We start from the raw sequence: 26,281 nt of genomic DNA on the forward strand, positions 1-26,281 counted from the left end.
AAACTAAGAGTTATGAGAAAAATTTTTATTTTTTTGGCACTGTGGCTGTTAACAGGTTCTCTTGTTATAGCGCAGACAGTGCAACTTTCAGGTACAGTTACCGGTGCCGATGATGGTCAACCAATAGCCGGTGTTTCTGTTACGGTAAAAGGGACTACCCTGGGTGCAATTACAGGAGTTGATGGGAAATACTCCATTCAGGCAACTGCAGATGCAAAAACCCTTTCATTCAGTTTTATCGGTTATAAGAGCCAGGAGGTTGCAATCGATGGCAAAACAAAAATTGATATCATCCTTGAGCAGGATCTGGTTATGATCAATGAAGTTGTCGTTGTTGGTTACGGAACCCAGATTAAATCGAAAGTTACCGGAAGTATTTCAAAAGTAGATGGTGATATTCTTAAAAACGTTCCGGTAGTTACAGTTGAGCAGGCACTGCAGGGAAAGACAGCCGGGGTATTCATCGAATCAGTTAATGGCAAGTCGACAGGTACAACAAATATGAGAATCCGCGGATCCTCTTCCATTACAGCTACCAACCAGCCCCTTTTTGTTGTTGACGGGATTCCATTAACAACAGAGGCTCTTAACTTTTCGGGTGCTGTTATAAATCCTCTTACTTCGATAAACTTCAACGATGTTGAGTCAATAGATATTCTCAAAGATGCTGCCTCTTCTGCAATTTATGGCTCTAGAGGTGCCAATGGCGTTGTGCTCATAACAACCAAAAAAGGTATCAGCGGAAATACAAAACTTAATTTCACAATACAGTCAGGTTTTAACGAAGCTTCCAGAAGAAGGGATTTTATGAATGCTGAAGAATATATTTCCTACTTCAGGGAATCAGCAGTTAACGGTGACCTTACAGATGATGCATACTATGGCGATCCGGTTGGAACAAATAACTACTGGAGGAACCATGTTGAGACCCGTCTTAAGAGGTATTCGGGCTGGGCTGCAAATCTCGATGGTACAGGTAAATACCTTGGCTCAAAAGTTGACACCGACTGGCAGGATCTGGCTTTTCAGAAGGGTAAGATCTTTTCTGCCGACATGTCTGCCCAGGGAGGTAATGATAAGCTAAAATACTTTACAAGTCTTTCATATAATAATTCTGAAGGAATACTTGTATCAAATGGTATTGAGAAGGTCTCTGCAAGATTAAACGTTGACAATAAGGTTAATAAATACCTCGATATGGGATTCGCATTAAGTCTGAACCGTACCAATATCGATCAGGTTTCAGCTGATAATGCTTTCTCAACACCAATGCAGCTTGTGGCTTTATCGCCAATAACCCCTCCCCGCGATCTCGATGGTCTCCTGTACAATACTCCGACTACAACCTATTATAACGGGTTACTCGATGTGGAATATGCAACAAGAGATATTATTGAATACAGAACTGTTGCTAACGGATATCTTACAGTAAATCTGATGGATGGCCTGAAGTGGAGAAATGAATTCGGGTTTGATCTGTATAACATTAAGGAAAATGGAAGATATGGAACCCGTACGGAATCAGGAACAGGAAGAAATGGTTATGGATTTTTCAATTACGGACAAAACCAGAACGTAACTACCAAATCGTACCTCGATCTGCTTAAATCGTTTGGTGATTTTGGTTTGAGTGCTGTTCTTGGTACCGAGTTCCAGTATACAACAGTTGATAATGCCCGCGCAGAGGGCGAGCAGTTCCCGCTTGATGACCTGAAAACACTGGCAAGTGCGGGTTTAATTACTTCAGGTACCTCAACACTTACAAAATACAGTTTCCTCTCATACTTCTCAAGGGTTAACTTTGACTATAAGGCTAAATATCTCTTTACAGTGTCCGGTCGTATCGACGGTTCCTCAAGGTTTGGAAAGAACAACAGGTATGGAGTTTTCCCTGCCGCATCAGTAGGCTGGGTTCTGACCAAGGAGGACTTTCTCTCAAGCAGTAGTTTAATTAGTTTCCTTAAACTCAGAACAAGCTATGGTCTTACAGGTAATGCCGGAATCGGAAACTTCGGACACCTCGGACTCTATGGAGTAGGAAGCTACAACAGCCTTTCAGGGCTCTATCCGACTCAGATTCCAAACCCTGATCTGGGATGGGAATCAACACATCAGCTCGATTTTGGAATTGACTATGGATTTTTCAAAAACCGCATATCAGGAGAGATCGATTATTATGTAAAAGAGACAGAAGACCTTTTGCTTAATGTTCCGGTTCCTGCCACAAGCGGATATAATACCCAGATTCAGAACATAGGATCGGTATCGAATAAAGGATTTGAGTTTGTTTTAAATACAAATAATCTTACCGGTAAATTTACATGGAATACCAGTCTCAACTTCTCTTATAACAAAAATGAAGTTACTGACCTTGGCGGCCAGAAATCGATCGACAACGGGAGTGCACGTTACATGAATATCGTAAAAGTCGGTCAGCCGATTGGTGTCTTCTACGGCGCAGAATATGCAGGAGTTGATCCTGCAAACGGCGATGCCTTATGGTATGTAAATACACAGGATGCTGAAGGTAATGTTACAGATCACACTACAACTACAAATGACTTTACTGATGCAAACTTTATTGTTCTGGGAACACCAACACCAAACCTTCTGGGTGCGGTAACAAATACTCTTGGCTTCAAGGGAGTAGAACTGGCATTTACTTTCCAGGGAGTAACAGGAAACAAGATTCATCTTATTGGTGACCAGTGGATGGCTGCCAACGGAGTCTGGTACGATAACCAGCTCAAATCGCAGCTTGCAAGCTGGAAGAAACCTGGTGATATTACAAATGTTCCGCAGGCCAGACTTGGTTGGGACAATGGAGATCAGAGCCGTAACAGCCGGTATCTTTCTGACGGAGCTTACATGAAACTGCGCAGCCTGTCGCTTAGCTATGAAATGCCTGAAAACATAGTAAGCAAAACCGGTCTCGATAGGATCAGGATATTTATACAGGGACAGAACCTTCTTACTTTCACAAAGTATGAGGGATGGGACCCGGAAGTATCAACCGACTTTCTTAATGACAACATTACATCGGGATGCGACTTTTATTCTGCACCTCAACCCAGATCGATTGTCTTCGGTATAAATATCGGTTTATAAATCTTTAATATCAGAAACGATGAATAGAAAATTTTCAATAATAGCGATAGTTGCACTTCTTGGAATATTTACAGGATGCGACAAATATCTTGATCTTGAGCCTTCTCAGAGTATAAGTGAGAATCTGGCCCTGACATCAGATGCAAACGTAAAAAGTGTACTTCTCGGAGCATATTCCCAGTTTGACGATCCGGGTATATATGGCGGGAACCTTCTCAGAAATGCCGAGCTTCTTGGAGGTACTGGTGAGATCCAGTGGGTCGGAACATACATTGATCCCAGGCAGATCTTTAACAAAACTATGATCGCTTCAAATTCTGAGGCATATGTTCATTGGAGAGATGCTTATGAAGTAATTAATTCTGTGAACAATATACTCTCTGCCCTTGATGTGGTAAAAGCCGCAGATAAAGACAGGGTTGAAGGAGAGGCTCTTTTCCTTCGCAGTCTTATGTATTTTGACCTCGTAAGATTCTTTGCACAGCAGTATCAGTTTGGTGTTGCAAATACACAGTCAGGTGTTCCGCTTGTTCTTACACCAACCAAAGGCATAAACAACAGCAGTTTCGTTGGCCGTAATACAGTCGATGAGGTATATAATCAGGTAATTAGCGATCTTATTGCTGCTGCAGGCAAACTCCCTTCAGATAATGATATTTATGCGTCCAAAGGTGCTGCAAATGCATTGCTTGCACGTGCTTATCTGCAAAAAGGCGATTATGCAAATGCACGTGATGCTGCAAGTACAGTTATAGCTTCAGGAGAATATGCTCTTGAATCATCATATGCAGATGTCTTTAATAATGATAATAACACAGCTGAAGACATATTTGCAACACAGATCACTCCACAGGACAGGTTCAGTTCCATGACAGAGTTTTTCTCAATCCCTGATTATGGCGGGCGTGATGGTGACATTGATATCCTTGATGCACATCTCAATCTTTATCCTGCCGGTGATGAGAGAAAGGACCTGTTCTTTGTCGGCAATGGTGCCTGGAGGTCAGGTAAGTGGAACAATCAATATGGCGTTATTAACTTAATCCGTCTAGCAGAGATGTATCTGATAAGGGCAGAATGTAACATCAGATTGTCAACTGCAGTTGGAGCCACACCTCTTTCTGATTACAACAGAATTCATACAAGGGCTGGTTTGTCAGCAGCAGCATCTGTAAACCTGGCCGATGTGCTTCTGGAGAGAAGACTTGAACTCTCATTTGAAGGTCATAAGATACATGATGTTAGAAGATTACAATTAAATGTAGGATCATTGCCCTATAACGATGCAAAACTTCTCTTCCCGATTCCGGAAAGGGAACTTGAAGCTAATCCGACTCTGAAAACACAACAGAACCCAGGATATTAGTAAATAGTGTAGTTAGTGATTAGACGGCAGAATCAATTCTGCCGTCTTTTTTTTATTATTTGTTCCTGAATTAATTATTAATATTATATCTTTGCAGCCACATTTTTAAAAACAGGTTAAATAATTAAGCGTAAGAATTAATGGCAGTTAAAATCAGATTAGCTAGAAAAGGTCGCAAGAAGCTGGCCTTCTACCACATTGTGGTTGCAGATAGCAGATCGCCACGTGATGGCAGATACATTGAAAAAATCGGATCGTACAATCCGATTACTAATCCGGCAACTATCGAACTCGATTTCGATAAAGCGTTGGGTTGGCTGCAAAATGGCGCATTACCTACAGATACATGTAGAGCTATCCTGTCTTATAAAGGTGTTCTAATGAAAAAACATCTTCTTGATGGTGTTAAGAAAGGTGCATTCGATGAAGCTGAAGCACTCAGAAGGTTTGAAGAGTGGGCTAAGCAGAACGAAGCAAAAATCGAAGCCAAAAAATCAGGTCTTGAGAAATCTCAGGATGATGAACTTGGTAAGAGACTGAAAGAAGAGAAGCGGATTAACGAGGCAAGAGCAGCAAAACTTGCCAAGAAAACTGCTGACCTTGCAGCTAAAGCAGCAGCCGGCGATAAAGCTCTTGTTGCTGAAGTAATGGGTGAAGAAGAGGTATCTGCAGAGGAAACAGTTGAATCACCTTCAGCTGAAGAGACTGCATCAGAGCCTGTTGCAGAAGATAAGCCTCAGGAATAACTGAGTGGTCATAGGGATCAGCGATCCAATGGCTTACAACAGTAACATATTACTGGGACGAATCACAAAAATCAGCGGCTATGAGGGTGCCGTTGCAGTAAAGTTAGAAAAAACATTCACTGAAAATATACCCCGGTTGGAATCGGTTTTTCTCGAAGTAGACGGAAAACCGGTTCCTTTTTTTATATCTGAATATGAGTACCCGGGAGCAGATATTCTTAAACTCAGATTCGAAGATTATGAGACTATTGAAAAAGTTGAAGAATTTGTAAACTGTCTCGTTTTCCTTACATCCCCACCAACCGGTAATACTTTTGCTGATAATCCTGATGACCTTACAGGCTACAGGGTATTAAGTGTAGACAATACACTTATAGGCATTGTTTCTGAGCTTATCAGTAATCCGGGACAATGGCTCCTGGCAATTAAATCCGAATCAAAAAAGGAGATACTTATACCTCTTCATGATGACTTTATTGCAAGTATAGATCATAACAGAAAAATACTTGTAATGGATATCCCCGATGGCCTTCTCGATTTAAACTGAATTAATAGATTTCAGTTTATGCAGCCTTTTCATAAAAACCACGTCTTTGGTAAGTATCAGATAATTTTACTTAAATCCAACATTATGAAAAGGAACATATTATTTATTTCATTCGTTCTTGTACTGGCACTGGTTTCTGATTTTGCTATTGGTCAGTCGTCTGTTAAAGAGAACAGAAACGTATCAGGATTCACCAAGGTAGGTTTTGGTATTTCCGGTGATATGTATATCAATATCGGAAATGAATTTAAGGTTACACTCGAGGGGGATAAAAACGACCTGGAGGATATTATAACAGAGGTATCAGGTGGCAGGCTTGTTGTTAAGATGGACAACTGGAATATGAGATTCAGGGAGAAAGTTACTGTTAATATTACTATGCCTGAGTTGGAAGGACTGGGTGTATCAGGCTCAGGAAAGGCAGAAATTAAAGATGCAGTAAAAACGGATAATCTTAGCCTAAGTGTAAGCGGAAGTGGCAAACTATATGCTACAGAGGTTGCTGTATCTGATCTGAATTGCAGTATATCAGGTTCAGGAAACATTATGGTTGGCGGCGGGTCTGCTTCTAATGCAGATATCTCAATCAGCGGATCTGGAAATTATTCAGGTGAGTCAGCAAAACTTGAATCTGTTGATATTTCAATCTCAGGAAGCGGTAATTGTCTAGTCAATGTTACCGGGTCATTAAAGGCTGGTGTATCAGGAAGCGGAGATGTTACCTACATTGGTAATCCCAAAGTAGATGCAAGGGTTTCAGGTTCGGGCAAGGTAAGATCCAGGTAGACTATTTCCTGATAATTTGAATAGTACCGTTTAATCCGATTTTTATGACCGGGGAAGCAGTATGCTTCTGCCGGTCATCCTGACGGTATTTCACAACATAATCGACTTTTTCAATAAGCGATTCATCTATCTCACTAAAATTCGCGGGAGATGGTTTACCACTGAAATTGGCTGATGTTGATACAATTGGTTTGCGGAAACGATTGATCAGTTCCTTACAGAAATCATCATCACATATCCTTATGCCCACTGACATGTCGCCGGCACATACGCCATGGGCAAGGTTTCTTCCGCCGGGATATACAATTGTAAGAGGGGTATCAGTTACTTCAATAAGCTGATTAGCTATTTCAGGGATCTCATTAATATATCTGTCAATCATATTTTCGCTGTTAACAAGCAGCAGCAGACTTTTACCTTCATCCCTTGATTTTATACTGAAGATCTTATCAACTGCCGACTGGTTTGTGGGATCACAGCCAAGACCCCATACAGTGTCGGTAGGGTACAGAATGACACCGCCATTTCTGAGTGTATTCAGAGATTCCTTTATATCTTCTTCGAAAATCATTCAGTTTTTGTTACCGGGGGGCTCCGCTTTTAATGAGTTCTCTTAACCTTCTGTACTTATTGAAAGTAGATTTGGCATAAAGTGAACAGATAAGGTACCCGTTACGGCCATCCATGAATCCGCCTCTGATGATGTATGATCTGAAGAATCCCCAGATCAGATGAACATATGGTGTAAAGAAGTACGCTTTTTTTCCGGCTTTGTAAAACTCTTTGGCTCCTATTTCAGAGTATTTTTCCATTTTGGAGGTATGGTCCTGATACGAAATAAACGGCCAGTGGAGCAAATCACCCTGCAGTTTACCTATAGTAGCACCATTCGACATCATAAATTTCTCATGGAGATTCAATACACCCCATTTGCCATGATCAACATGGAACAGCCTTAACTGCCTGTCGGGGTACCACTCGGAAAACCTGATCCAGGTTCCGCAATAATTATTTCGTCTGTTTACACGATATGCATCATAATCCCAATTATCCTTTATTGAGAGGATAGATTCCCTGAGTTTGTCGCTCAGAGCTTCATCGGCATCAAGTGATAGTATTTTCTTATGGGTGGCCTGCTTTATGGCATAGTTTTTCTGGTCGCGAAAACCTTCAAAAGGATGTTTAATAAACCTTACATTATATTTCTTACAAATCTCTTCTGTACGGTCAGTCGAAAATGAATCAACCACAACAATCTCATCCGCAATACCCTCAAGTGAAGCAAGACACTTGTCAATGAATTGTTCCTCATTATATGTAATAATTACTGCACTTATCTTAGGCATACATTGTCTTTCGTTATGAACTTATTCAAATTTATATAAAATTTCCGCAAATATAAGTTATCACAGATAAGTATTTTCACTTATTCCACTGATAAAAGTATAAACAGGGCTATTTATTGTATGAATACGCAAAAATCATACCGCTATTCCAAATTCACCTGTTACGTCATGCTCAGATGCCATCTTGTCTTCAGATTATTTGTATTACTATTATATAACATAATTCATTATGTGCATTTTAATAACTTTGAAAAACTTTAATCAATTTAAAAAACTACTAACGATGAAACGGAAACAATCATTCTTTGTGATAGCACTAATGTCATTTTATTTGTGCTCATACGCTCAGGTGGCTCAGCAATACCAATTACCTCCGGCGGAAATAGTTAAAATTGTAGATGCACCCCTGACTCCTTCTGTTTCAGTGAGTCCCGACAATACCAACATAATACTTATAGAAAGATCTCCTTTGATAACAATTGAAGAGCTGTCTGCTGAGGAACTTAAGCTGGCTGGCCTAAGAATTAATCCTGCAATAAGCGGGCCAAGCAGGCAAACATATAATAAGGGTTTCACGATCATGAATATTGACGGGACTAATGTCAGGAAGATCACAGGGCTTCCCGAAAATCCTGCTATGGGATTTCCGCTCTGGTCGCCAGACGGAAAAAAATTCCTTTTCACAAATGTAAGAGGTTCATCAATAGAGTTGTGGCATTGTGATGTAACAGCTCTTACCGCCAGCAAAGTAAATGATGGAATAAATATGGTATTCGGAAATGCAGTTACCTGGCTTTCTGATAATAAGAGTTATTTGTATTATGTGACTGATCCCGGCAGAGGAGAGAGACCTGAAAGAAGTCTGGTTCCTTCCGGTCCGGTTATTCAGGAAAATCTCGGAAAAAAAGGACAGGTGGCAACTTATCAGGATATGATCAAAGATCCTGTCGATGAGATGTTGTTTGAATACTATGCTAAATCACAACTAATGCTCTTTGATGGTACGAAATCTGTTAAACTCGGAAGTCCGGGAATGATAACTGATATCTCACCATCGCCTGACGGACTCTTTTTTATGATAACCCTCATTAGCAGACCATTCTCATACATCGTACCTTATAACAGTTTCCCTTCAACCACACAGATCTGGGATTTAAAAGGCAATCTTGTTAAAGTTCTTATAAATGAGCCACTAATAGAAAACTACCCAAGAGATTATGATGCTGTTCTGCCAGGCCCCAGATCGTATAACTGGAGGTCTGACAAGCCGTCAACAGTATACTGGGTTGAGGCATTGGACGGAGGAGACTATAAGAAAGAGATGCAGTACCACGATCAGGTATATATGCTTGAGTCTCCATTTAATGGTGAACCTGTAAAGTTTATTGCTACTGAAAAGAGATTTATGGGGATTACATGGGGGAAGGAAGACTTTGCATTAATTAATGAGGGATTAAGTAAGACCAGAGTAAGAGTTATCAGTTCATTTAATCCATCAGATCCTCTCAAAACAAAAAAGAAGCTTTTCGAACTTAACAGTGATGACCGGTATGGCAATCCCGGCCGGTTCTTAACTTCACCAAATGCATACGGCAGAAATGTTTTATTGTTTGCCGACAAGAGTAAGTCATTGTTTCTTTCAGGAGAAGGAGCATCTCCGGAGGGAGACAGGCCATTTCTCGACAAATATGAAATCAGCACAGGAAAGACCTCAAGGTTATGGAGATCTGAAGCACCTTACTATGAGACAGTTGTGGAGTTACTGGATATAACTAAGGGTCTTTTACTTACTAACAGACAATCTGTTTCAGATGTACCGAATTATTTCATCAGGAATATTAAAAACGGGAAGCTGACACAGGTGACAGCTTTTAAAAATCCTTATCCGCAACTTGCAGATGTTAAAAAGGAGCTGGTAACATATAAAAGGAAAGACGGAATTGATCTCTCATTTACATTATACCTGCCAGCAGGCTATGATAAGCAGAAAAATGGGCCATTACCAACGCTGTTATGGGCTTATCCGCGTGAGTTTAACGACGCAGGTGCAGCAGGACAGGTTAGCGGCTCGCCATATATGTTTACAAGGATAAGTCCTGCCTCCGCATTGGTTTATGTTACTCAGGGCTATGCTGTATTGATGGATGCAGCTTTTCCGATTGTAGGTGTAAAAGGGAGTGAGCCGAACGATACCTTTATTGAACAGCTTGTTGCTGATGCTGAGGCTGCAATAAATAAAGCAGTTGAAATGGGCGTTACTGATCCTAAGCGTGTGGCTGTGAGCGGACATTCTTATGGTGCTTTCATGACTGCTAACCTTCTTGCAAATACCCGTCTTTTTGCTGCCGGCATTGCAGAGAGCGGAGCATATAACAGGACACTTACGCCGTTTGGTTTTCAGAATGAGAGACGTACTTACTGGGATGCCCCACATATATATAATGGTATGTCACCTTTCATGAATGCAGATAAAGTTAAAGATCCGATTATGCTGATTCATGGAATGGCCGATAATAACAGCGGAACATTTCCGATACAGAGCGAAAGGTTCTATGCTGCTCTGAAGGGATTCGGAGCTACCGTCAGACTTGTCTTTCTCCCGAATGAAAGTCATGGCTATGCCGCCCGTGAAACAATCCTTCACAAGCACTGGGAGGTATTGAACTGGATGGATAAATACGTAAAAGATAAGAAATAGTGTTTTTAGACTTTTATCTTGTTTAGATTCGGTATAAACTACATTCTGGTTTAAGAATGTAATTTTTTCATTTGAATTATAAAAAAACTCCTATAGTTTTGTACCGGTGAAATTTTTTTCATTAATAGACCTATAATTTCTAATTTAAAAAACAAATATCATGATTAGTAGTATTTTTTGGATTGTGCCGATTTCAGCGCTCATCGCCCTGTTATTTGCCTGGATCTTCTACAGAGAAATGAAAGCTCAGGAAGAAGGAACCGACAGGATGAAAGAGATTGCAGAGTATGTCAGGGAAGGTGCTATGGCCTACCTGAGACGTCAGTATACAGTTGTTATCAAGGTATTTATTATCCTTGTTGTGCTTCTTTCAATACTGGCTTATTTTGGAATTCAGAACCCGTTTGTACCTGTTGCCTTCCTTACCGGAGGTTTCTTTTCAGGTTTATGCGGCTACCTTGGAATGAAGACAGCTACTTTTGCTTCAAACAGAACAGCATGGGCAGCTTCAAAGTCGCTCAACAAAGGTCTTCAGGTTGCTCTCAGGAGCGGTGCCGTTATGGGCCTGGTAGTTGTAGGATTTGGTCTTCTTGACATCGCATTATGGTTTCTGGTCCTTAATGGCTGGGTGTTTACCCCGGAGCATATGGATACTGGTCTTAAATTCCTAGGACTCTCATTCGTACATCCCGGAACTACTGAACATGAGAAACTTATAGAGATCACTGCAGTTATGCTTACCTTCGGTATGGGTGCTTCAACACAGGCTCTCTTTGCACGTGTTGGTGGCGGTATCTTCACAAAAGCTGCTGACGTAGGTGCTGACCTTGTTGGAAAAGTTGAGGCAGGCATTCCTGAGGACGATCCACGTAACCCTGCAACTATTGCTGATAACGTTGGTGACAACGTAGGTGATGTTGCCGGTATGGGAGCTGACCTTTACGAATCATATGCTGGTTCTATTCTTGCTACAGCCGCTCTTGGAGCTGCATTGCCTGCAATAACAGGAGATACACAGATGAAAGCCGTTGTAGCACCGATGCTTGTTTCAGCAATTGGTATACTTCTTTCAATAGCAGGTGTTTACATGGTTAGAACAAAAGAATCAGCTACTCCAAAAGCTCTCCTCCGTGCCCTTCTTCTGGGAACAGGCGGTAGTTCAGCTCTTATTCTGGTTGTTCTTGCTGTAATGGCAGGTTTTGACTGGATCACATGGGGTGTATTCGGATCAGCTGTTTCAGGTCTGATTGCAGGTGTAATTATCGGTCAGTCGACTGAGTATTTCACATCTGACGCTAATAAACCCACACAGGGTATTGCAAAACAGTCACAGCAGGGACCTGCCACTGTAATAATAGAAGGTATGGCAGTTGGTATGTTCTCAACATGGATTCCGGTTTTAACAATTGTTGCAGGTATCATTGCTGCTTATGGTTTTGCCGGTGGTTTCGAAAACTTTTCAATGGGTGTTTACGGTATAGGTTTTGCTTCAGTAGGTATGCTCTCCACACTTGGAGTTACTCTGGCAACTGATGCTTTCGGTCCGATTGCTGATAACGCAGGCGGAAACGCTGAGATGGCAGAACTTCCAAAAGAAGTAAGAGAAAGAACTGATGCCCTTGACGGCCTTGGCAACACAACTGCAGCTACAGGTAAAGGATTTGCCATTGGTTCTGCTGCTCTCACAGGTCTTGCACTTCTTGCAGCCTATATGGAAGAGATCAAACTCTGGCTTGGAAGGATGGTTGACAAAACACCTGAAGGTTTCAAGCAGATTGGCGACACCTTATTCTATAATACTAAAGTTCCTGAAGTTCATGATGGTCAGGTTGCAGTATCACTCACTACATCAACAATAAAAGATTTTGTTACTGCTTATGATCTTTCAGTATTCAATCCGATCCTTCTTGGAGGTATTTTCATCGGTGCGATGATGGCGTTCCTTTTCAGTGCAATGAGTATGAAAGCTGTAGGACGTGCTGCAGGTAAAATGGTTGAAGAAGTGAGACGTCAGTTCCGCGAAATTCCCGGAATCATGGACGGTACAGGAAAACCTGAGTATGCAAAATGCGTTGAAATTTCAACAGCAGGTGCTCAGAGTGAAATGCTTGTTCCTTCACTTATAGCTATTGCCACTCCTCTTATGGTAGGCCTTGTGTTCGGAGTTGCCGGTGTTGTAGGTCTTTTGGCAGGAAGTCTCAGTGCAGGTTTTGTTCTTGCAAGTATGCTTAACAATGCGGGTGGTGCCTGGGATAACGCTAAAAAATATGTTGAAAGAGGAAACTATGGCGGCAAGAAAAGTGATTGCCATAAAGCTACAGTTGTTGGTGATACAGTAGGTGACCCATTCAAGGATACATCAGGTCCTGCTCTTAACATCCTCATCAAGCTTATGTCGATGGTATCAGTTGTACTTGCTGGTCTTACTGTTGCATTCAGTATCTTTTAAGCTACGGAAATAAATATTTTTATAAAAGCTGCCTCTTTCCGGGGGCAGCTTTTTTCTTAGGATATTCTCCTAAACTGCATATCAATTTGAGTTCCTATGTTTTCAGAACTAAAAATATTTAATTCTGCATTGTGCAGTTTCATAATTTTTTCAACAAGTGAAAGTCCGATCCCATAGCCCCCTATAAATTTTACATTTGAGGCTCTTTTAAATGGACTATATATAGTATTAATTTCATCGGGAGGAATTCCTATACCCTTATCTGATATGATAATATTAATTAGTTTATCTGTTAAAATGAATTCCACATTTACATCTTCAGTGGAAAATTTGCAGGCATTATCCAGAAGGTTTTTAACTGCAATTTCAAGTAATCCGGAATTGCCTTTTATCAGAAGCTCATTGCCATTTTCTGGATATTGTATCCTTGGTATGATTTTACGTTCCTGATACTTTTCTTTTACCTGGCGGATAGCACTGAAAATTATTTCATCTATCCGGACAGTTGATAATGTAATGTTCCTATCTCTGTTAATGTGTGCCAACTCAAGCAGGCTATTTAGAAGTGCATTAAGATCCTTCAGGTCTTTTACCAAACCATTTATGTGGTTAATGTAATCTTCCTTTGAGTGATTATGAGTAAGGAAATAGTCGCTTTCACTAATCATGACTGTTAAAGGTGTACGCAATTCATGAGATGCATTTGAGACAAAATCTTCCTGGTTCCTGAACGCAATTTCCAGATTTGACAACATTTCATTAAATGTTATTGATAACTGATCAAGCTCATCTTTTTTATCACCTTCATTAAGCCTTGTATTTAGTCTTAATGAATTAATTTCTTTTACACTTTTAATAATCTGCGAGATAGGTCTGATTGCCTTTTGGGAGAATAAATAGGAAAGAAGCACTGACAACCAGATACTGAAGAGTATGCTCCATAAAAGTATTTTACGAAGCTCCTTTAAGTTTTCCGGACGTGTTTTGTCAACAGCCATAACGAACACATAGTAGGATTTGTTATTAAATGTGTGTTTATAACAGACTCCGTCTTTATCGTCGATTGAGAAATAAATTATATTTCCGGAAGGAATATTTGATCGCAATCCATCACCAGAAAGATATTGAATATTATTACTATAGACGATATTAATAGCAGAATCAGTCACAGCTATCTCTTCCCGTTCCTTGGAAATTGTGGATTGATGAATCTTTTTTAATAAAAAGGAATCAACCTCTGCAACATTAATCAATAGAATTGCAGTGTTCTTTGCATTATCAAGAAGATTTTCCCTGAATTTATTAAGCTGACTTGTAAATGAAAAATAATACGCGAGAATTGAGAAAAACAATAATATTCCTGTGACGATGAGAGTAAATTGAAATGATAATCTGATTTTTATGTTCATGACTATATTTCTTTATCATTACAATAAAAACCAAAACCAAATTTTGTATGAATGAGTCTGGGTTCGAAATCTTTATCAATTTTCTTTCTTAAATAGTTAACATAGACATCTATAATATTTGTGCTTGGATCAAATTCTATACCCCAGACCTGTTCAATAATAAAATCCCTTGTAAGCAGTTTCCCTTTATTTTTCAGAAATGTCTCCAATAATAATGACTCCTTTGCTGTAAGATCTATTTTCGTTCCATCTCTGGTAACTGATTTGGTTTTCATATCCATTTCGAGATTGGCAATACTTAATTTTTCATATTGATTGTTATTCGAATCTGATCGTCTGAGGAAAACGTTGATACGCGCCAATAATTCCCTGAAATCGAAAGGTTTCACTATGTAATCGTCAGCACCTACATCAAATCCGGCTAATTTATTTTCTGAAGTACTGAATGCGGTAAGCATTATTATTGGAATCTTACTGTCTCTTTTTCTTATCTCCCGGCATAAATCATAACCGTTCATTAATGGAAGACTAATATCAAGGATTATGAGATTGTATACGTTTTTTTCAACTAATTGTTTTCCCACATATCCGTCATATGCAACTTCTGTCCTGAATCCTGCCTCCTCCAACTGCTTTTTTAATATGCCGGCCAGTCTTTGTTCGTCTTCAACTATTAATATCGAGATGTTCTCCATGGTTATGATTCCTTTTGTACAAATTTAGGTTATGAAAAGCAAATTACTATAATCGAAGTGGTTTCTAATGAAATTCTAATTTATTTCTAATAATTTTCTAAGTGTCCTTACCTGTACCCATTAGTACCTTTGCGTTAACATTTAAATGTCCAATTTAATAGTTAATGAAGTTGCCTAAAGTGTCAAATGGTTTTAAAGTCTTTCTTTTCTGGCTGGCAATGTTTGCAGTATTGGCCGTTCTTAAGATTTTTTTCTTTCCCGGATAGAATTAGATATTGCATATGAAAAGTAAAACTTATCTGGTCTATATAATGTGAAGCTACATGGTGTAAATTATACTTTGTTTGATTTTGAAAAGCAGTTGTCGCTATGTTCTTCAGACAGCTGCTTTTCTTTTTATTAAAATATTGAAATAAAATTAGAATCAAAATGATTACAGTAATTATACCAACCCTGAATGAGCAGAATACTATTTCGCAGGTAGTAGGTCTTATTAAGAGAACTGAATTAGTTACTGAAATCCTTGTTATTGATGATAAATCACTTGATGATACTATAAAAAATGCGAAGAGTGACAAGGTCAAAATATTCACAAGTACCAAACTGGGTAAAGGAGCATCCATGCGAGATGGGATGCTTCTCGCAAGTAATGAAATAATAGCCTACTTAGATGCAGATATTGTTTCATATCCGCAGAATATAATTGAATTACTCACAGGGCCTATCATTTCGGGAGAAGCTGATTTTGTAAAATCATTCTTCAATCGTCAGGCTGGCAGAGTAACTGAATTGGTTGCAAAGCCTTTACTGAGCATTCTTTTCCCCGAACTTGCCCACTTCTCGCAACCATTAAGCGGTATGATAGCCGGAAGAAAGTCGTTTTTCGAGAAGGTGACTTTCGAAAATGATTATGGAGTTGATATCGGACTTCTGATTGATATGTCGCATCTTAATGCAAGAATATCGGAAGTTGATATCGGGTATATTGAAAACCGGATGCAGTCGTGGGAGCAGTTGGCAAAAATGTCAAACGAAGTATCAAGAGCAATCTTAACACGCGCTGAATTAATTAAACAGTCTAATCTTCAAACACTTGGAAATATTTCAATTATAAGAGATCAGATGGATTTTGCAATAAAAGAGAGTGTGTCCGGCTTGAAGAAAATGCTGATTTTTGACATGGATAATACAATCCTGCATCACAGCTTTATTACAACGGTGGCAACAGAATTTAAGTTTAAGGATAAGCTTATTTCAATTGTATCTGAGAACAGTAATCCCTATACAAGAACAAAATTAATTGCCAGACTTATTAAAGGGCTGAATATAAAACAGTTGTTAGAAGTTGTTGATGGCATTCCGGTTACTCACGATTTTGAAAATATTATTAAAATATTTAAAAACAACGGATACGTCTGTGGAATAATAAGCGATAGCTACGATTGTATTACAAATCATATAGTTAATAAGTTTGGTCTTGATTTTTCCATTGCTAATGAACTGGAGTTTTCAAATAGCATAGCCACAGGCGAAGTTAAAATTCCATCAGTTTTTATTAAAACAAGGGAAAGTGACTGTAATCATGATTTTTGTAAATCGAATGCAATGAGAGAAATAGCCAGCCGATACAAGATTGACTTAAAAAACATAATCGCGATCGGCGACAGTGAAAGTGATATTTGTATGATAAAGGATTGTGGAATTGGTATCTCATTTTGTTCATCGAATGAAACACTTAACATGGTAGCCAGCAAGACAATTACTGATAGAACATTTACTTCACTTACAGAATTCATTCAATAAAATTATATTTTAAATGAGAGCTATTATTGGCATACTGTCTTATCTGGCAATTGTAATGATTGCGGTAATAATAATGATTAATGAACTGATTAAAAACCGCAGAGAGAATTTAAAGTAAACTCTGCTGAAAATATTTTAAGCATAGATTAAGATAAGTGAGACTGACAAAACTCTATAAAGAGTTCTTTAGCAGTGAAAAAGCAGGAGGACTGATGCTGATTTTGGCAACAGTGATCTCACTTCTGCTGGCCAATTCTTCTTTACAGGATTCTTATGTAAGTCTCTGGAAATATGAATTTTCCGGGCATAGTATGGTACATTGGATTAATGATGGTCTGATGACCATATTTTTTTTATTGATTGGTTTGGAATTAGAACGTGAAATTTATAAAGGAGAGCTCTCAAGCTTTAAGAATGCCTCATTACCAATTTTTGGAGCAATAGGCGGAATGTTGATTCCAGCTGCAATTTTTCTGTTATTTAATTATGGTAAAGATACTCAGTCCGGGGCAGGTATACCAACTGCAACCGATATAGCTTTCGCAATCGGGATAATATCACTTTTAGGAAATCGTGTACCTGCAACACTAAAGATATTCCTTACAGCTCTTGCCGTTATTGATGATTTAGGTGCTATTATTATAATTGCCTTATTTTATACAGCCAGTGTTTCATTTATATATCTAATTCTGGCTCTGACTGTGTTTGTTGTTCTGTTAGGCTTTAATAAACTGAAAATTAATAATCTGGTTTTGTATTTAATTGGAGGTATTTTAATGTGGTTTTTTATGTCACGCTCCGGTGTCCATCCAACAATAACTGGTGTATTGCTGGCCTTTACAATTCCTTTTGGTGACGGGCTGGAGAAATCTCCTTCCTATATTCTTCAGCATATGCTCCATAAGCCGGTTGCTTTTCTTATTATCCCCTTGTTTGCACTCGCAAATACAGGAATCACTATCGGTAGCGACCTTATTGCCGGGTTAGGGAATGATTACAGTTTAGGTATTATTGCTGGCCTTATTGTAGGTAAACCTTTGGGAATCTGGCTCTTTTCAGTTATTGGTGTTAGTCTCGGTCTATGTTCATTACCTTCTGATGTCAAATGGACGAATATTCTGGGAATTGGTTTCCTGGGTGGTATAGGATTTACCATGTCTATTTTCATTTGTCTTCTTGCATTCGATAATCAGCGAATGATCGACACTGCTAAAATTGCAATACTTGCCGGATCATTACTTGCAGGTATATTTGGTCTGATCATTTTGAAACTTACACTTAAATCCCCGGCAAGTAATTATGAGTAAAAAAAGCCTTATTCTGAGTCTTGCTTTTATTTTTTCAGTGCTGCTTTTGTGAATATGTGTTCCGGAATATTCTGGTTAAATTTTATACTGGTCATAGTAAATTCTGTTCCATCACCTTCTTTTAGAGCGTCTTTGTAAATTATCTTCGTTGGAAACCATCTGCCCTGGATCTGTTTCACCTCAGAAAGTGTTGTTCTCTTAAGTAACTGGCCGCTTTTTGCGAACATTTCCTGTTTCAATGGTACAAACCGTTCAGCGTCAACCCAGATTTTCTGTTTAAAATAAGTAGCATCTTCGACTTTTGCAGTTAATTCAAGAACATAAGTTTTCCTGTCGTCAATTGTTTCATTCCCGGTTACTCTTGAAGAGTAGATCTCTGTCAGTTTTCGGTCATCCATCATATCTTCATAGGATAAATCTGAACCCATTACAGATTGCCTTAACATATGTCCTGAAATCTGAATTATCCTGTCGGTTGAAGGAGAGTAAATCCAAAGCTGATTACCCAGTTTCAGCATTTTAGTACCCATTTCCCTGGCGGGTGAAAGATATTCTGTAAATGATTGTTTATTCCCGGCTGAATAAGTTACAGATGTAATGTTTCTGCTTGTCCGGCGACCATGAATAATCATTTCAGATTCGAAAATTCTATTATTAGATGACATGTTTCTGTCAACTTTGTCTAGAATCTCCTGAGCATCCTGTGGAGCGAATGCAAAGAGAAAAACAGGTATTGATAGTAATATTATTTGTTTTTTCATTTTGGTTGATTATTTATTAATAGAAGATTCGAATATATATCAGATATATTCTAAGATTAAACTTCAAGTTCTTTAAACAGTCTTGAGGTTTTTCGCTTATAAATTGCCAGTCCGGCCAGTGCATTTCCCAAGACAGTTGCAATAACTCCGGGGAAAAACCCTATATAAAACAGTGCAGGGGATATTTTAGCCTTCAATACAGTCGGAATCATCATACCCATATTCTGTGTCACACTTCCAAGATTTAATCCATAGGTCTGGAGATACCAGGCAGCTACCAACCCGAGAGCAGTACCCAAAAGCGAACCAATTATTCCGATAAGAACAGCCTCAAGTATTGTAGTGCTATAAATATGCTTTTTCTCCTCGCCAAGGGCGAGCCTGATGCCGTATTCGCTGTATCTTCTCAATCCGCCAAGCAAGCCTGTGTTCCACAAAACTACCGACATGGCCAGAACAAAAATAATAATCATTATTGACCCAACATTTTCTGACATCATTAGGTACTGACCCATATCATTCTGATCAACCAGACGTAACATCTCCGGAGAAAATTCATCATTTATTGAACTGTACTGTGCATTGAATTTCTCCTTAACAGAAAGAGCTTTCAGATCATTATATTCTCTATCATTGAAATATCCAAGAATTTCACCTGATGCATCATTCATATCCAGTGCTTCCTGTGCATCGAGAATATCAATGAAGACAGCTCCCCTGTCGAGAAATGCATTTCCAAACCTCAGAGTCCCCGACACAACGAATGTCTTAAACATCATGCTGCCATTCATCGTCGAACCAAAAAGTGTGATCTCATTGCCAACAGATACGTCAAACTTCTCAGCAAAATCGTCGCTTATAAGTGCTTCTCCTCTTTTAGCAGGCATAGAACCCTTGACCAATGATTTTCCTACATTCATTCTCTCAGGTTCAGATGAGCCGGAGGAGAGAAGATCAATTGCCGTTCCGGCGGCTGGTCCCTGACCTCTTGTTTCACCATTTTCGTCAGGAACATCAAGGAGTCCTCCGAAATGGATTCTTTCAACCCATTCCATATCAGGGAATTCTGATTTCAATTCACTTTTTAGAGAGCTTACATTAATTAACGCAAGATCGTTAGGCATCTGGTCCTGGTTTTCAGCGTATGCTCTGGTCATAATTTTTACATGTCCGGTGGTGAATCTGGCACTTAAATCGATCATATCGCTGAATACTCCGCTCAGGTAGCCACTCAGAAATACAGTCAGAAATACACCTGCAGCAACTACTATTACCGGTAGCAGGCTCCTGCTCTTATCGCGGATAATACCTTTTAATATAAATTTTATCATTGCAGTTTCCCTTTTAATGCATCAGTTGGTTTCATCTTAGATATTTTTCGAGAAGGCAGGTAACTTACAACAGTCGCTGACATAACTACAAGGATTATAGTTGAGGCAATAAGTTTCAGACTATAGTAAGGGTATATTGTCTCAGCAAGTGTGATGTTCATATCCTGTCCAATACCAAAGCTGATTCCGGTCTTGTTTATTACAAGCAGGAGAGGAATACCATACAGTGCACCGAGCAGAGTTGCCAGGATGCTGTGAGTCCCTCCTTCAACTGTAAAAATTCCAACAACCTGATAACGAGTCATTCCGAGTGCTATGTAGGTTCCAATTTCTTTTTGCCGGCGGAAGATAGAGAGAACCTGAGTATCAAATATTGCAATCAGTGCAATTAACAGGAGGAATATCTGCATAATGCTTGCACCAACCCTTTTTGAAAGGATTAGTTTATCAAAATCAGCTAATAGAAAACTGAGATCCCTGAATATCCAGTTTTCCGGATTTTTATTTATATAGTTTTCTCCTGTTACAAGGTAGGTTGCCTCATTTTGCATCCCCATCATTTTTTGAAGAACCCCAATAGGCAGGTATACTTGTCCGTTGTCGGCTTCAGGAACATCACAATTGAAAATCTCAGATATATTCACTTCACGGGCATCAAAAGTCCCGTTTTTGTCACGCCATCGTATCAACAGTTTATCTCCTTTTTTCAGGTTTGCTGATTCAGCAAATCTTTTTCCTATAATCGCATTATCCTGACTAATTTCAGTTATTAAGGACTGAGAGGGAAGAGAGAGAATTGTTTGTTCAGGATCTATCCCTTTCAGTATTACACCTAAGGATCTGCCCTGCGGGAAAGCAGTAGCCTGGGCGACCAGTACGGGAACAAGATTTTTTTTCTCCACTTCTGCAACAATCTCCGGCGATAAGACATTGTGCGAATCCTGAAAAGTATATGGATCAAAACGATCAAAACCGGGATGCCATAATTGGCCTGCACCTGTAACCCAGGCAATTGTGTCATTCCTCCCCTGACGGTTCCATCCGTCGAGCATGCCATTGTAGAATATTATAATCACGAAGGCAAATGAGAGAACCGAAACATTAAGCCATGTTCTCAACCCGGCACCCATAAGATTTTTTAATGCTAATTTGAATGCTAACATTGTACTAAGATTTTGAAGCAGTTATAATTTCATCTTTTACTACCTTTCCATCATCCAGGGAGATGATGCGGTTGAGATAATTCATTACTTTTTCATCATGTGTGGCAAAAATAAAGGTTGTCTTAAGCTCTCTGTTAAGTTTTTTCATTGTCTGGAGAATATGATGAGAGTTATTTGAATCGAGGTTGGCAGTCGGTTCGTCTGCAAGAACAATCTCAGGTCTCTTTACCATAGAGCGGGCTATCGCAACACGCTGGCATTCACCTCCGGACAACATTGCAGGTTTTGAGTGAATCTTTTCTGTTAGTCCAACCCATTCAAGAGCATCCATTACTGCCTTCTTCCTGTCTGAACCTGTCATTTTCTGAAGGAGTAAAGCGAACTCTACATTTTCGTAAACAGTATATACCGGAAGGAGGTTATAAGTTTGAAATATAAAGCCGATATGATGGTTTCTGAGTTTTGCTGACTGTTTATGTGTAAGCAACGAGACAGATTTTCCAAGTACATATACTGCTCCTTCAGAAGGGGTATCGAGTGAGCCAATAATATTCAGAAGAGTTGTTTTTCCTGATCCGCTGGGTCCCACAAGACCGGCAAATTCACCAGTTCCCAAACTTAAATTTATTCCCTTAAGTGCCGTAAAATCAGCCTTACCAACAGGGAACCGTTTTGTAAGATTTTCAATTTTAATTATAGAAGAATTTTCCATATTTTATCAATTAGTGATTCATTACCAGCATTATCTGAATTCCTTTTCCGGCAAACAGGTTCTGTCCTTCTCCCTGAAGAGGTATTTTATAGATCCCTGGATTCCAGAATCCAATCAGAAAGAGAGAGAGGTTATTGAACTGTTTTTGCCAGTTTATAAAGTTATATGTTCGGTTGTTTTTCCAGTCATAATATAAAATTCCGCTCAGATTGTCAAAAAGCCCGATAGGATATGATAAGGTAAACAGAGAAAATGAATTTGTATTCTGAAACCGGAAAGCGCTTTCATCATATGCTGAAAGTAGTTGCTCATAAGCCATATACAGCCCGTTACCTAAGTCAAATGTATAATCTATTCCGGCATTTAGTATCTCATGATTTGTGAAAGGACCAAGTTCTTGATTCTTATTTACCCATGATCCCTCGAACCATAAGCCCGTTACCAGATCGAGTTTAATATCAAAGCCGATCCTGTTTTCAACTACCTCATTGTACTCAGGCATGACTAGTCCGGAATTTCTTGTATCCGCTATTCGGTGATGATAAGAGATGGCTGCTTCACCTTTTGGAACAGGCACCTGAATTCTTCCCCCAAGCTCAGGAAAATGCCTGTTAGTCCCTGCAAACTCCCAGCCTCTTGGATCATTGTTTCCGTATAAGCCCCAGAGCCATATATTTGTATTGTTGAGAAAGTAATACCTTCCCAGAATTCCCCACACACCATCAGTAAGTTTTAGCGGATCGCGTGGGTCAACTTCATCGAACCACATAAGGGGGCGCATCAGTGAGGCTGAACCGAAATTTAATTTCTGAAGGCCGGCACGCAGTTCAAATTGTTGTGTTGAATACCGTACCCACGCCCTGTATGGTTTCAATTGTCCTGAAGTATACAGCGAGTCGAATGGATGAATACCTGCACTACCGTTTATATTAAGTGATGCCTCAAAGTCAATTTTATGATTGTTCTTCAGTGCTATTTCATAATTCATTTGTGGGATATACCTGGCACCTGTGTATACTGGCAGTTCATTACTCCCGTTATATAGTAACCATGCGGAGACCTGCCCTTTAAAGCTCAGACTGTCCTGCGCAAGTGAGTTAAAAGCTAACGACCTTAGTAAAAAAATTAATATAAGGGATGCAGTTTTTTGCATTTTATCTATCAGCCGGGGATATACCATAAACAAACATATTTGCCAGCTCCATTATAAGCTCCTGAGGTGAATTAAAAAGTTTAAGTACCTCAGTATCTGTTAGTAATGGCGTTGCCTTTTGCATGAAACGGAACATGAATTCCACGTTCATATCAGCTCTTATCCAGCCCTCTTTCTGTCCTGATTTAAAGATCTCAAGAGTTTCCTTCCATAAAATACTTGTTTTTGCTTCAATATGCGGTGTGAGACCAAGTTCCGGGTTATTATAAAAGTCATTCAAAAATTCACTGCTTATGCTATCTGTCCCTTCAAATTTCAACTGAAGGATCTTCTTCATCTTAATGGAGGGTGTAGAGTTCTCTGTAAATATCTCCCTGAATCTTAACAGACCTTCATCTGCCACCTTATCAAAAACTGCTCTGGCCACTTCAAGTTTATTCGGAAAGTACTTATAAAAGGTCATTTTACTTGTTTTAGCTTCCTTGCATATCTCGTCAATTGTAACCCGCCGGAAACCATATTTCCAGAATAACACTTTAGCTGCACTGATTATTGCTGAGTATTTTATGCTTTTAACCTGTTTCGCCATTTTATGCAAAAAAATAAGTATACGAAAATAAAACAAATATACGAAAAAAGTATAATATACTAATAATAGTAATATTTATTTATTGCTTTAAAAAAAAGGGACATGCAGCAGCATATCCCTTATATAAGGTAGATGAAAAAGTTATGTTATTTCAAAAAGATATAAGCAGGTCTTCAAGCAGCTCACTGCCAAGAACTCCTTTGGCTATCTCCCTCACTTCTCCGGTCATACGGATATTAAAGTCCTTATCAATTTCAATTTTAAGGGTTCCTCCCTGCATATGCATAGTAAGATCACCTTTAATAAGGCCTTTTTTAACAAGCACAGATGATGCTGCACACGATGAGCTGCCTGATGCCAGGGTAAACCCTGCACCTCTTTCCCAGATAAGGATCTGGGCATCGTGATCAGATAACACCTTTGCAAATTGCACATTGATCCGATTTGGAAACATGGAATGATTTTCAAGTAACGGACCATATTTTCTTATTTCCATCTCGTCGAGAACATCTTTTATAACAACACAATGAGGATTCCCAACCGAAACACAATTCACTTCATATTCCTTGTCCCCGGCCATAATTTTTTGTCCTAGAAATTCAGGATGATCTGAGTTAACAGGGATTTCACGCGATGTAAACTTTGCCTTCCCCATATCGACACGGATAAGCATTGCTTTACCGGCTTTTTCTTCAATTATATCTGCATAAACTATATCAGTCAAAGTCTCTACAGAGAATTTACGTTTTGTTGCAAACCCATAATCATATAAATACTTGCAAAAAATGCGTAATCCGTTACCGCTCTTTTCAGCTTCAGAACCATCGGGATTGTAAACCCTGAAGCCAAAATCAGCTTTTGATGAAGGTACTTTCATCACAATACCGTCTGAACCGATGCCGAAATGTATATTACAAAGGCGGATTATAGCCTGTTTGGTGAGTTGAAAATCTATGTTGGAGCTGTCCAGAACAATATATTCATTGCCCAGTCCGTGCATCTTGACAAAACTGTTTCTTTCCATTATCGGGTTATAAAAGGGTGTTTAAAGTATAAAATTTCTAACAAGGTCATCGAGAGTGTCTCTTCTTCTGATTAACCTTGGATTACCATTAAAATCAATCAGTACCTCAGCCGGGCGTAAGCGGTTATTGTAATTGGAACTCATTGAATATCCGTAAGCACCGCTGTCGAGAACACCAAGAATATCATTTTCAAATATTTCCGGCAGCTTCCTGTCTTTTGCTATTATATCGCCTGTTTCGCAAATATTGCCTACAATTCTGACTGTTTCCTCTTTCAGTGAAGGGTTGTTGCTTTCCCTGTAGATCTCGATATCGTGATGGGAATCGTACATTACTGGACGAACCAGCACATTGAATCCCAGATCGGTACCGATATATTTAACGTCATAGTTGATTTTGGTTGCATGTACCTTACCAAGCAGAACAGATGATTCAGCTACAATATAACGTCCCGGTTCAATCTTAAATTCTATATTTTTTCCGTACTCTTTTACAAATGAGTTTATCAGATCAGTAAGCTTACCTCCAAGCACTTTCAGATCGAGTCGCGACTGACCTGATTGTTTTTTATAGGGGATCCCGAATCCTCCTCCAAGGTCAATAAACTCAATATCATTGAATTGCTTTGCTATCGACAATATGTTGCCGGTACTCTGAAGGTAGGCTTCACCTTCCATGAAAAGAGATCCGATGTGCTGATTAATGCCTATCAGTTTCAGTTTATATTTTTCGATTATCTTTTTCACTTCCGGAATCTGGCTCATCTCTATTCCGAACTTGGTATTCTGTCCGGCGGTAGTCACCTTTTCATGATGTCCGGCCCCGAACCCCGGATTGACCCTGAATGCGACATTTCCTCCCGGATTTATCCTGCCAAACATCTCGAGCTGGGAAACTGAGTCGACTGAGATCTTTACACCTGCATTAATAGCATATTTAAATTCATCCTCACCGATATTATTGCTTATGAAAAGAATTTCCTCAGGTTTATATCCGGCAAGCATGTTTACATAAATCTCGCCCGGCGACATTGCATCAACACGTAATCCTTCACTCCTTACAATCTTCAGTAGTTCCAGGTTCCCGTTTGCCTTGGGTGAATAATTCACTGTGAAATTGGAATAGGAGATGAGGCCTTTCAGATCGCGGCAGCGGCTGCGCAGAATATTTTCGTTGTAAACATATAGCGGAGTTCCGTAATTTTCAGTTAATTCAACCGGATTGGTATTACCAAAAAAGTTCTTTTCGGTGCTTACTTTTGAATAAATGTAATTCATTGGCTTAATC

The 26,281-nt window shown here is 39.3% G+C and carries 21 protein-coding genes; 9 read left to right on the plus strand and 12 right to left on the minus strand.

Translation table 11 applies throughout. The features are described from left to right. Nucleotides 1–12 precede the first annotated feature (12 nt). The 5 genes from IPJ16_06915 to IPJ16_06935 all read left to right on the plus strand — a co-directional run bounded on the left by IPJ16_06915 (nt 13) and on the right by IPJ16_06935 (nt 6,553). Nucleotides 13–3,108, plus strand: coding sequence for a TonB-dependent receptor (locus IPJ16_06915; protein ID MBK7626919.1), 3,096 nt, complete (start codon nt 13–15; stop codon nt 3,106–3,108). A gap of 19 nt (nt 3,109–3,127) precedes the next feature. After that, complete coding sequence (locus IPJ16_06920; GenBank protein MBK7626920.1) at nt 3,128–4,474, plus strand: RagB/SusD family nutrient uptake outer membrane protein; 1,347 nt, start codon at nt 3,128–3,130, stop codon at nt 4,472–4,474. 140 nt (nt 4,475–4,614) lie between these two features. Further along, nucleotides 4,615–5,220, plus strand: coding sequence for a 30S ribosomal protein S16 (locus tag IPJ16_06925; protein MBK7626921.1), 606 nt, complete (start codon nt 4,615–4,617; stop codon nt 5,218–5,220). A 28-nt stretch (nt 5,221–5,248) separates the two neighbouring features. Next, entirely contained in the window at nt 5,249–5,767 is a 519-nt protein-coding gene (gene rimM, locus IPJ16_06930; protein ID MBK7626922.1) for a 16S rRNA processing protein RimM, read from the plus strand. An 84-nt stretch (nt 5,768–5,851) separates the two neighbouring features. Beyond that, on the plus strand, nt 5,852–6,553 hold the full coding sequence (locus tag IPJ16_06935; protein MBK7626923.1) for a DUF2807 domain-containing protein: 702 nt from the start codon (nt 5,852–5,854) through the stop codon (nt 6,551–6,553). Nucleotide 6,554: 1 nt separating this feature from the next. On the opposite strand, the gene IPJ16_06940 is transcribed toward IPJ16_06935, so the two are convergent. Both IPJ16_06940 and IPJ16_06945 read right to left on the minus strand, forming a co-directional pair. Continuing rightward, nucleotides 6,555–7,124, minus strand: coding sequence for a threonylcarbamoyl-AMP synthase (locus tag IPJ16_06940; GenBank protein MBK7626924.1), 570 nt, complete (start codon nt 7,122–7,124; stop codon nt 6,555–6,557). 10 nt (nt 7,125–7,134) lie between these two features. Continuing rightward, nucleotides 7,135–7,899 (minus strand): glycosyltransferase family 2 protein, encoded by a 765-nt coding sequence (locus IPJ16_06945; GenBank protein ID MBK7626925.1) that lies wholly within the window; start codon nt 7,897–7,899, stop codon nt 7,135–7,137. Between the two features lie 283 nt (nt 7,900–8,182). Here IPJ16_06945 and IPJ16_06950 point away from each other — a divergent pair, with 283 nt between their 5' ends. Continuing rightward, nucleotides 8,183–10,597, plus strand: a complete 2,415-nt coding sequence (locus tag IPJ16_06950) for a S9 family peptidase (protein ID MBK7626926.1) — start codon at nt 8,183–8,185, stop codon at nt 10,595–10,597. Between the two features lie 160 nt (nt 10,598–10,757). Then, a complete protein-coding gene (locus IPJ16_06955) occupies nt 10,758–13,046 on the plus strand; it encodes a sodium-translocating pyrophosphatase (GenBank protein MBK7626927.1) in 2,289 nt (762 codons plus the stop codon). A gap of 56 nt (nt 13,047–13,102) precedes the next feature. On the opposite strand, the gene IPJ16_06960 is transcribed toward IPJ16_06955, so the two are convergent. Then, nucleotides 13,103–14,455 carry a HAMP domain-containing histidine kinase gene (locus IPJ16_06960; GenBank protein MBK7626928.1) on the minus strand — a complete coding sequence of 451 codons (1,353 nt, stop codon included), beginning with the start codon at nt 14,453–14,455 and terminating at the stop codon, nt 13,103–13,105. Between the two features lie 2 nt (nt 14,456–14,457). Continuing rightward, entirely contained in the window at nt 14,458–15,150 is a 693-nt protein-coding gene (locus IPJ16_06965; protein MBK7626929.1) for a response regulator transcription factor, read from the minus strand. Nucleotides 15,151–15,579: 429 nt separating this feature from the next. On the opposite strand from IPJ16_06965, the gene IPJ16_06970 reads away from it, so the two are divergent. Both IPJ16_06970 and nhaA read left to right on the plus strand, forming a co-directional pair. Further along, a complete protein-coding gene (locus IPJ16_06970) occupies nt 15,580–16,953 on the plus strand; it encodes an HAD-IB family phosphatase (protein MBK7626930.1) in 1,374 nt (457 codons plus the stop codon). Nucleotides 16,954–17,108: 155 nt separating this feature from the next. Then, nucleotides 17,109–18,260: a Na+/H+ antiporter NhaA gene (nhaA, locus tag IPJ16_06975; protein MBK7626931.1), complete on the plus strand. Its 1,152-nt coding sequence runs from the start codon at nt 17,109–17,111 to the stop codon at nt 18,258–18,260. A 26-nt stretch (nt 18,261–18,286) separates the two neighbouring features. Here the strand turns inward: nhaA and IPJ16_06980 are convergent, their stop codons facing one another. From IPJ16_06980 to lysA, 8 genes are all read right to left on the minus strand, one after another. After that, complete coding sequence (locus IPJ16_06980) at nt 18,287–19,021, minus strand: outer membrane lipoprotein-sorting protein (protein MBK7626932.1); 735 nt, start codon at nt 19,019–19,021, stop codon at nt 18,287–18,289. Between the two features lie 56 nt (nt 19,022–19,077). Continuing rightward, nucleotides 19,078–20,352, minus strand: coding sequence for an FtsX-like permease family protein (locus tag IPJ16_06985; protein MBK7626933.1), 1,275 nt, complete (start codon nt 20,350–20,352; stop codon nt 19,078–19,080). Next, nucleotides 20,349–21,515: an ABC transporter permease gene (locus IPJ16_06990; protein MBK7626934.1), complete on the minus strand. Its 1,167-nt coding sequence runs from the start codon at nt 21,513–21,515 to the stop codon at nt 20,349–20,351. The genes IPJ16_06985 and IPJ16_06990 overlap by 4 nt, the downstream gene beginning before the upstream one ends. 4 nt (nt 21,516–21,519) lie before the next feature. Beyond that, nucleotides 21,520–22,227 (minus strand): ABC transporter ATP-binding protein, encoded by a 708-nt coding sequence (locus IPJ16_06995; GenBank protein ID MBK7626935.1) that lies wholly within the window; start codon nt 22,225–22,227, stop codon nt 21,520–21,522. 10 nt (nt 22,228–22,237) lie between these two features. Further along, a complete protein-coding gene (locus IPJ16_07000) occupies nt 22,238–23,215 on the minus strand; it encodes a hypothetical protein (protein MBK7626936.1) in 978 nt (325 codons plus the stop codon). A gap of 166 nt (nt 23,216–23,381) precedes the next feature. Next, nucleotides 23,382–23,969, minus strand: a complete 588-nt coding sequence (locus tag IPJ16_07005; GenBank protein ID MBK7626937.1) for a TetR/AcrR family transcriptional regulator — start codon at nt 23,967–23,969, stop codon at nt 23,382–23,384. Nucleotides 23,970–24,120: 151 nt separating this feature from the next. Continuing rightward, nucleotides 24,121–24,993 carry a diaminopimelate epimerase gene (locus IPJ16_07010; GenBank protein MBK7626938.1) on the minus strand — a complete coding sequence of 291 codons (873 nt, stop codon included), beginning with the start codon at nt 24,991–24,993 and terminating at the stop codon, nt 24,121–24,123. Nucleotides 24,994–25,014: 21 nt separating this feature from the next. Then, nucleotides 25,015–26,271 carry a diaminopimelate decarboxylase gene (gene lysA, locus IPJ16_07015; GenBank protein MBK7626939.1) on the minus strand — a complete coding sequence of 419 codons (1,257 nt, stop codon included), beginning with the start codon at nt 26,269–26,271 and terminating at the stop codon, nt 25,015–25,017. Nucleotides 26,272–26,281 lie beyond the last annotated feature (10 nt).

The sequence above is a fragment of the Bacteroidales bacterium genome (genome assembly GCA_016709865.1).
GTDB lineage: Bacteria > Bacteroidota > Bacteroidia > Bacteroidales > VadinHA17 > LD21.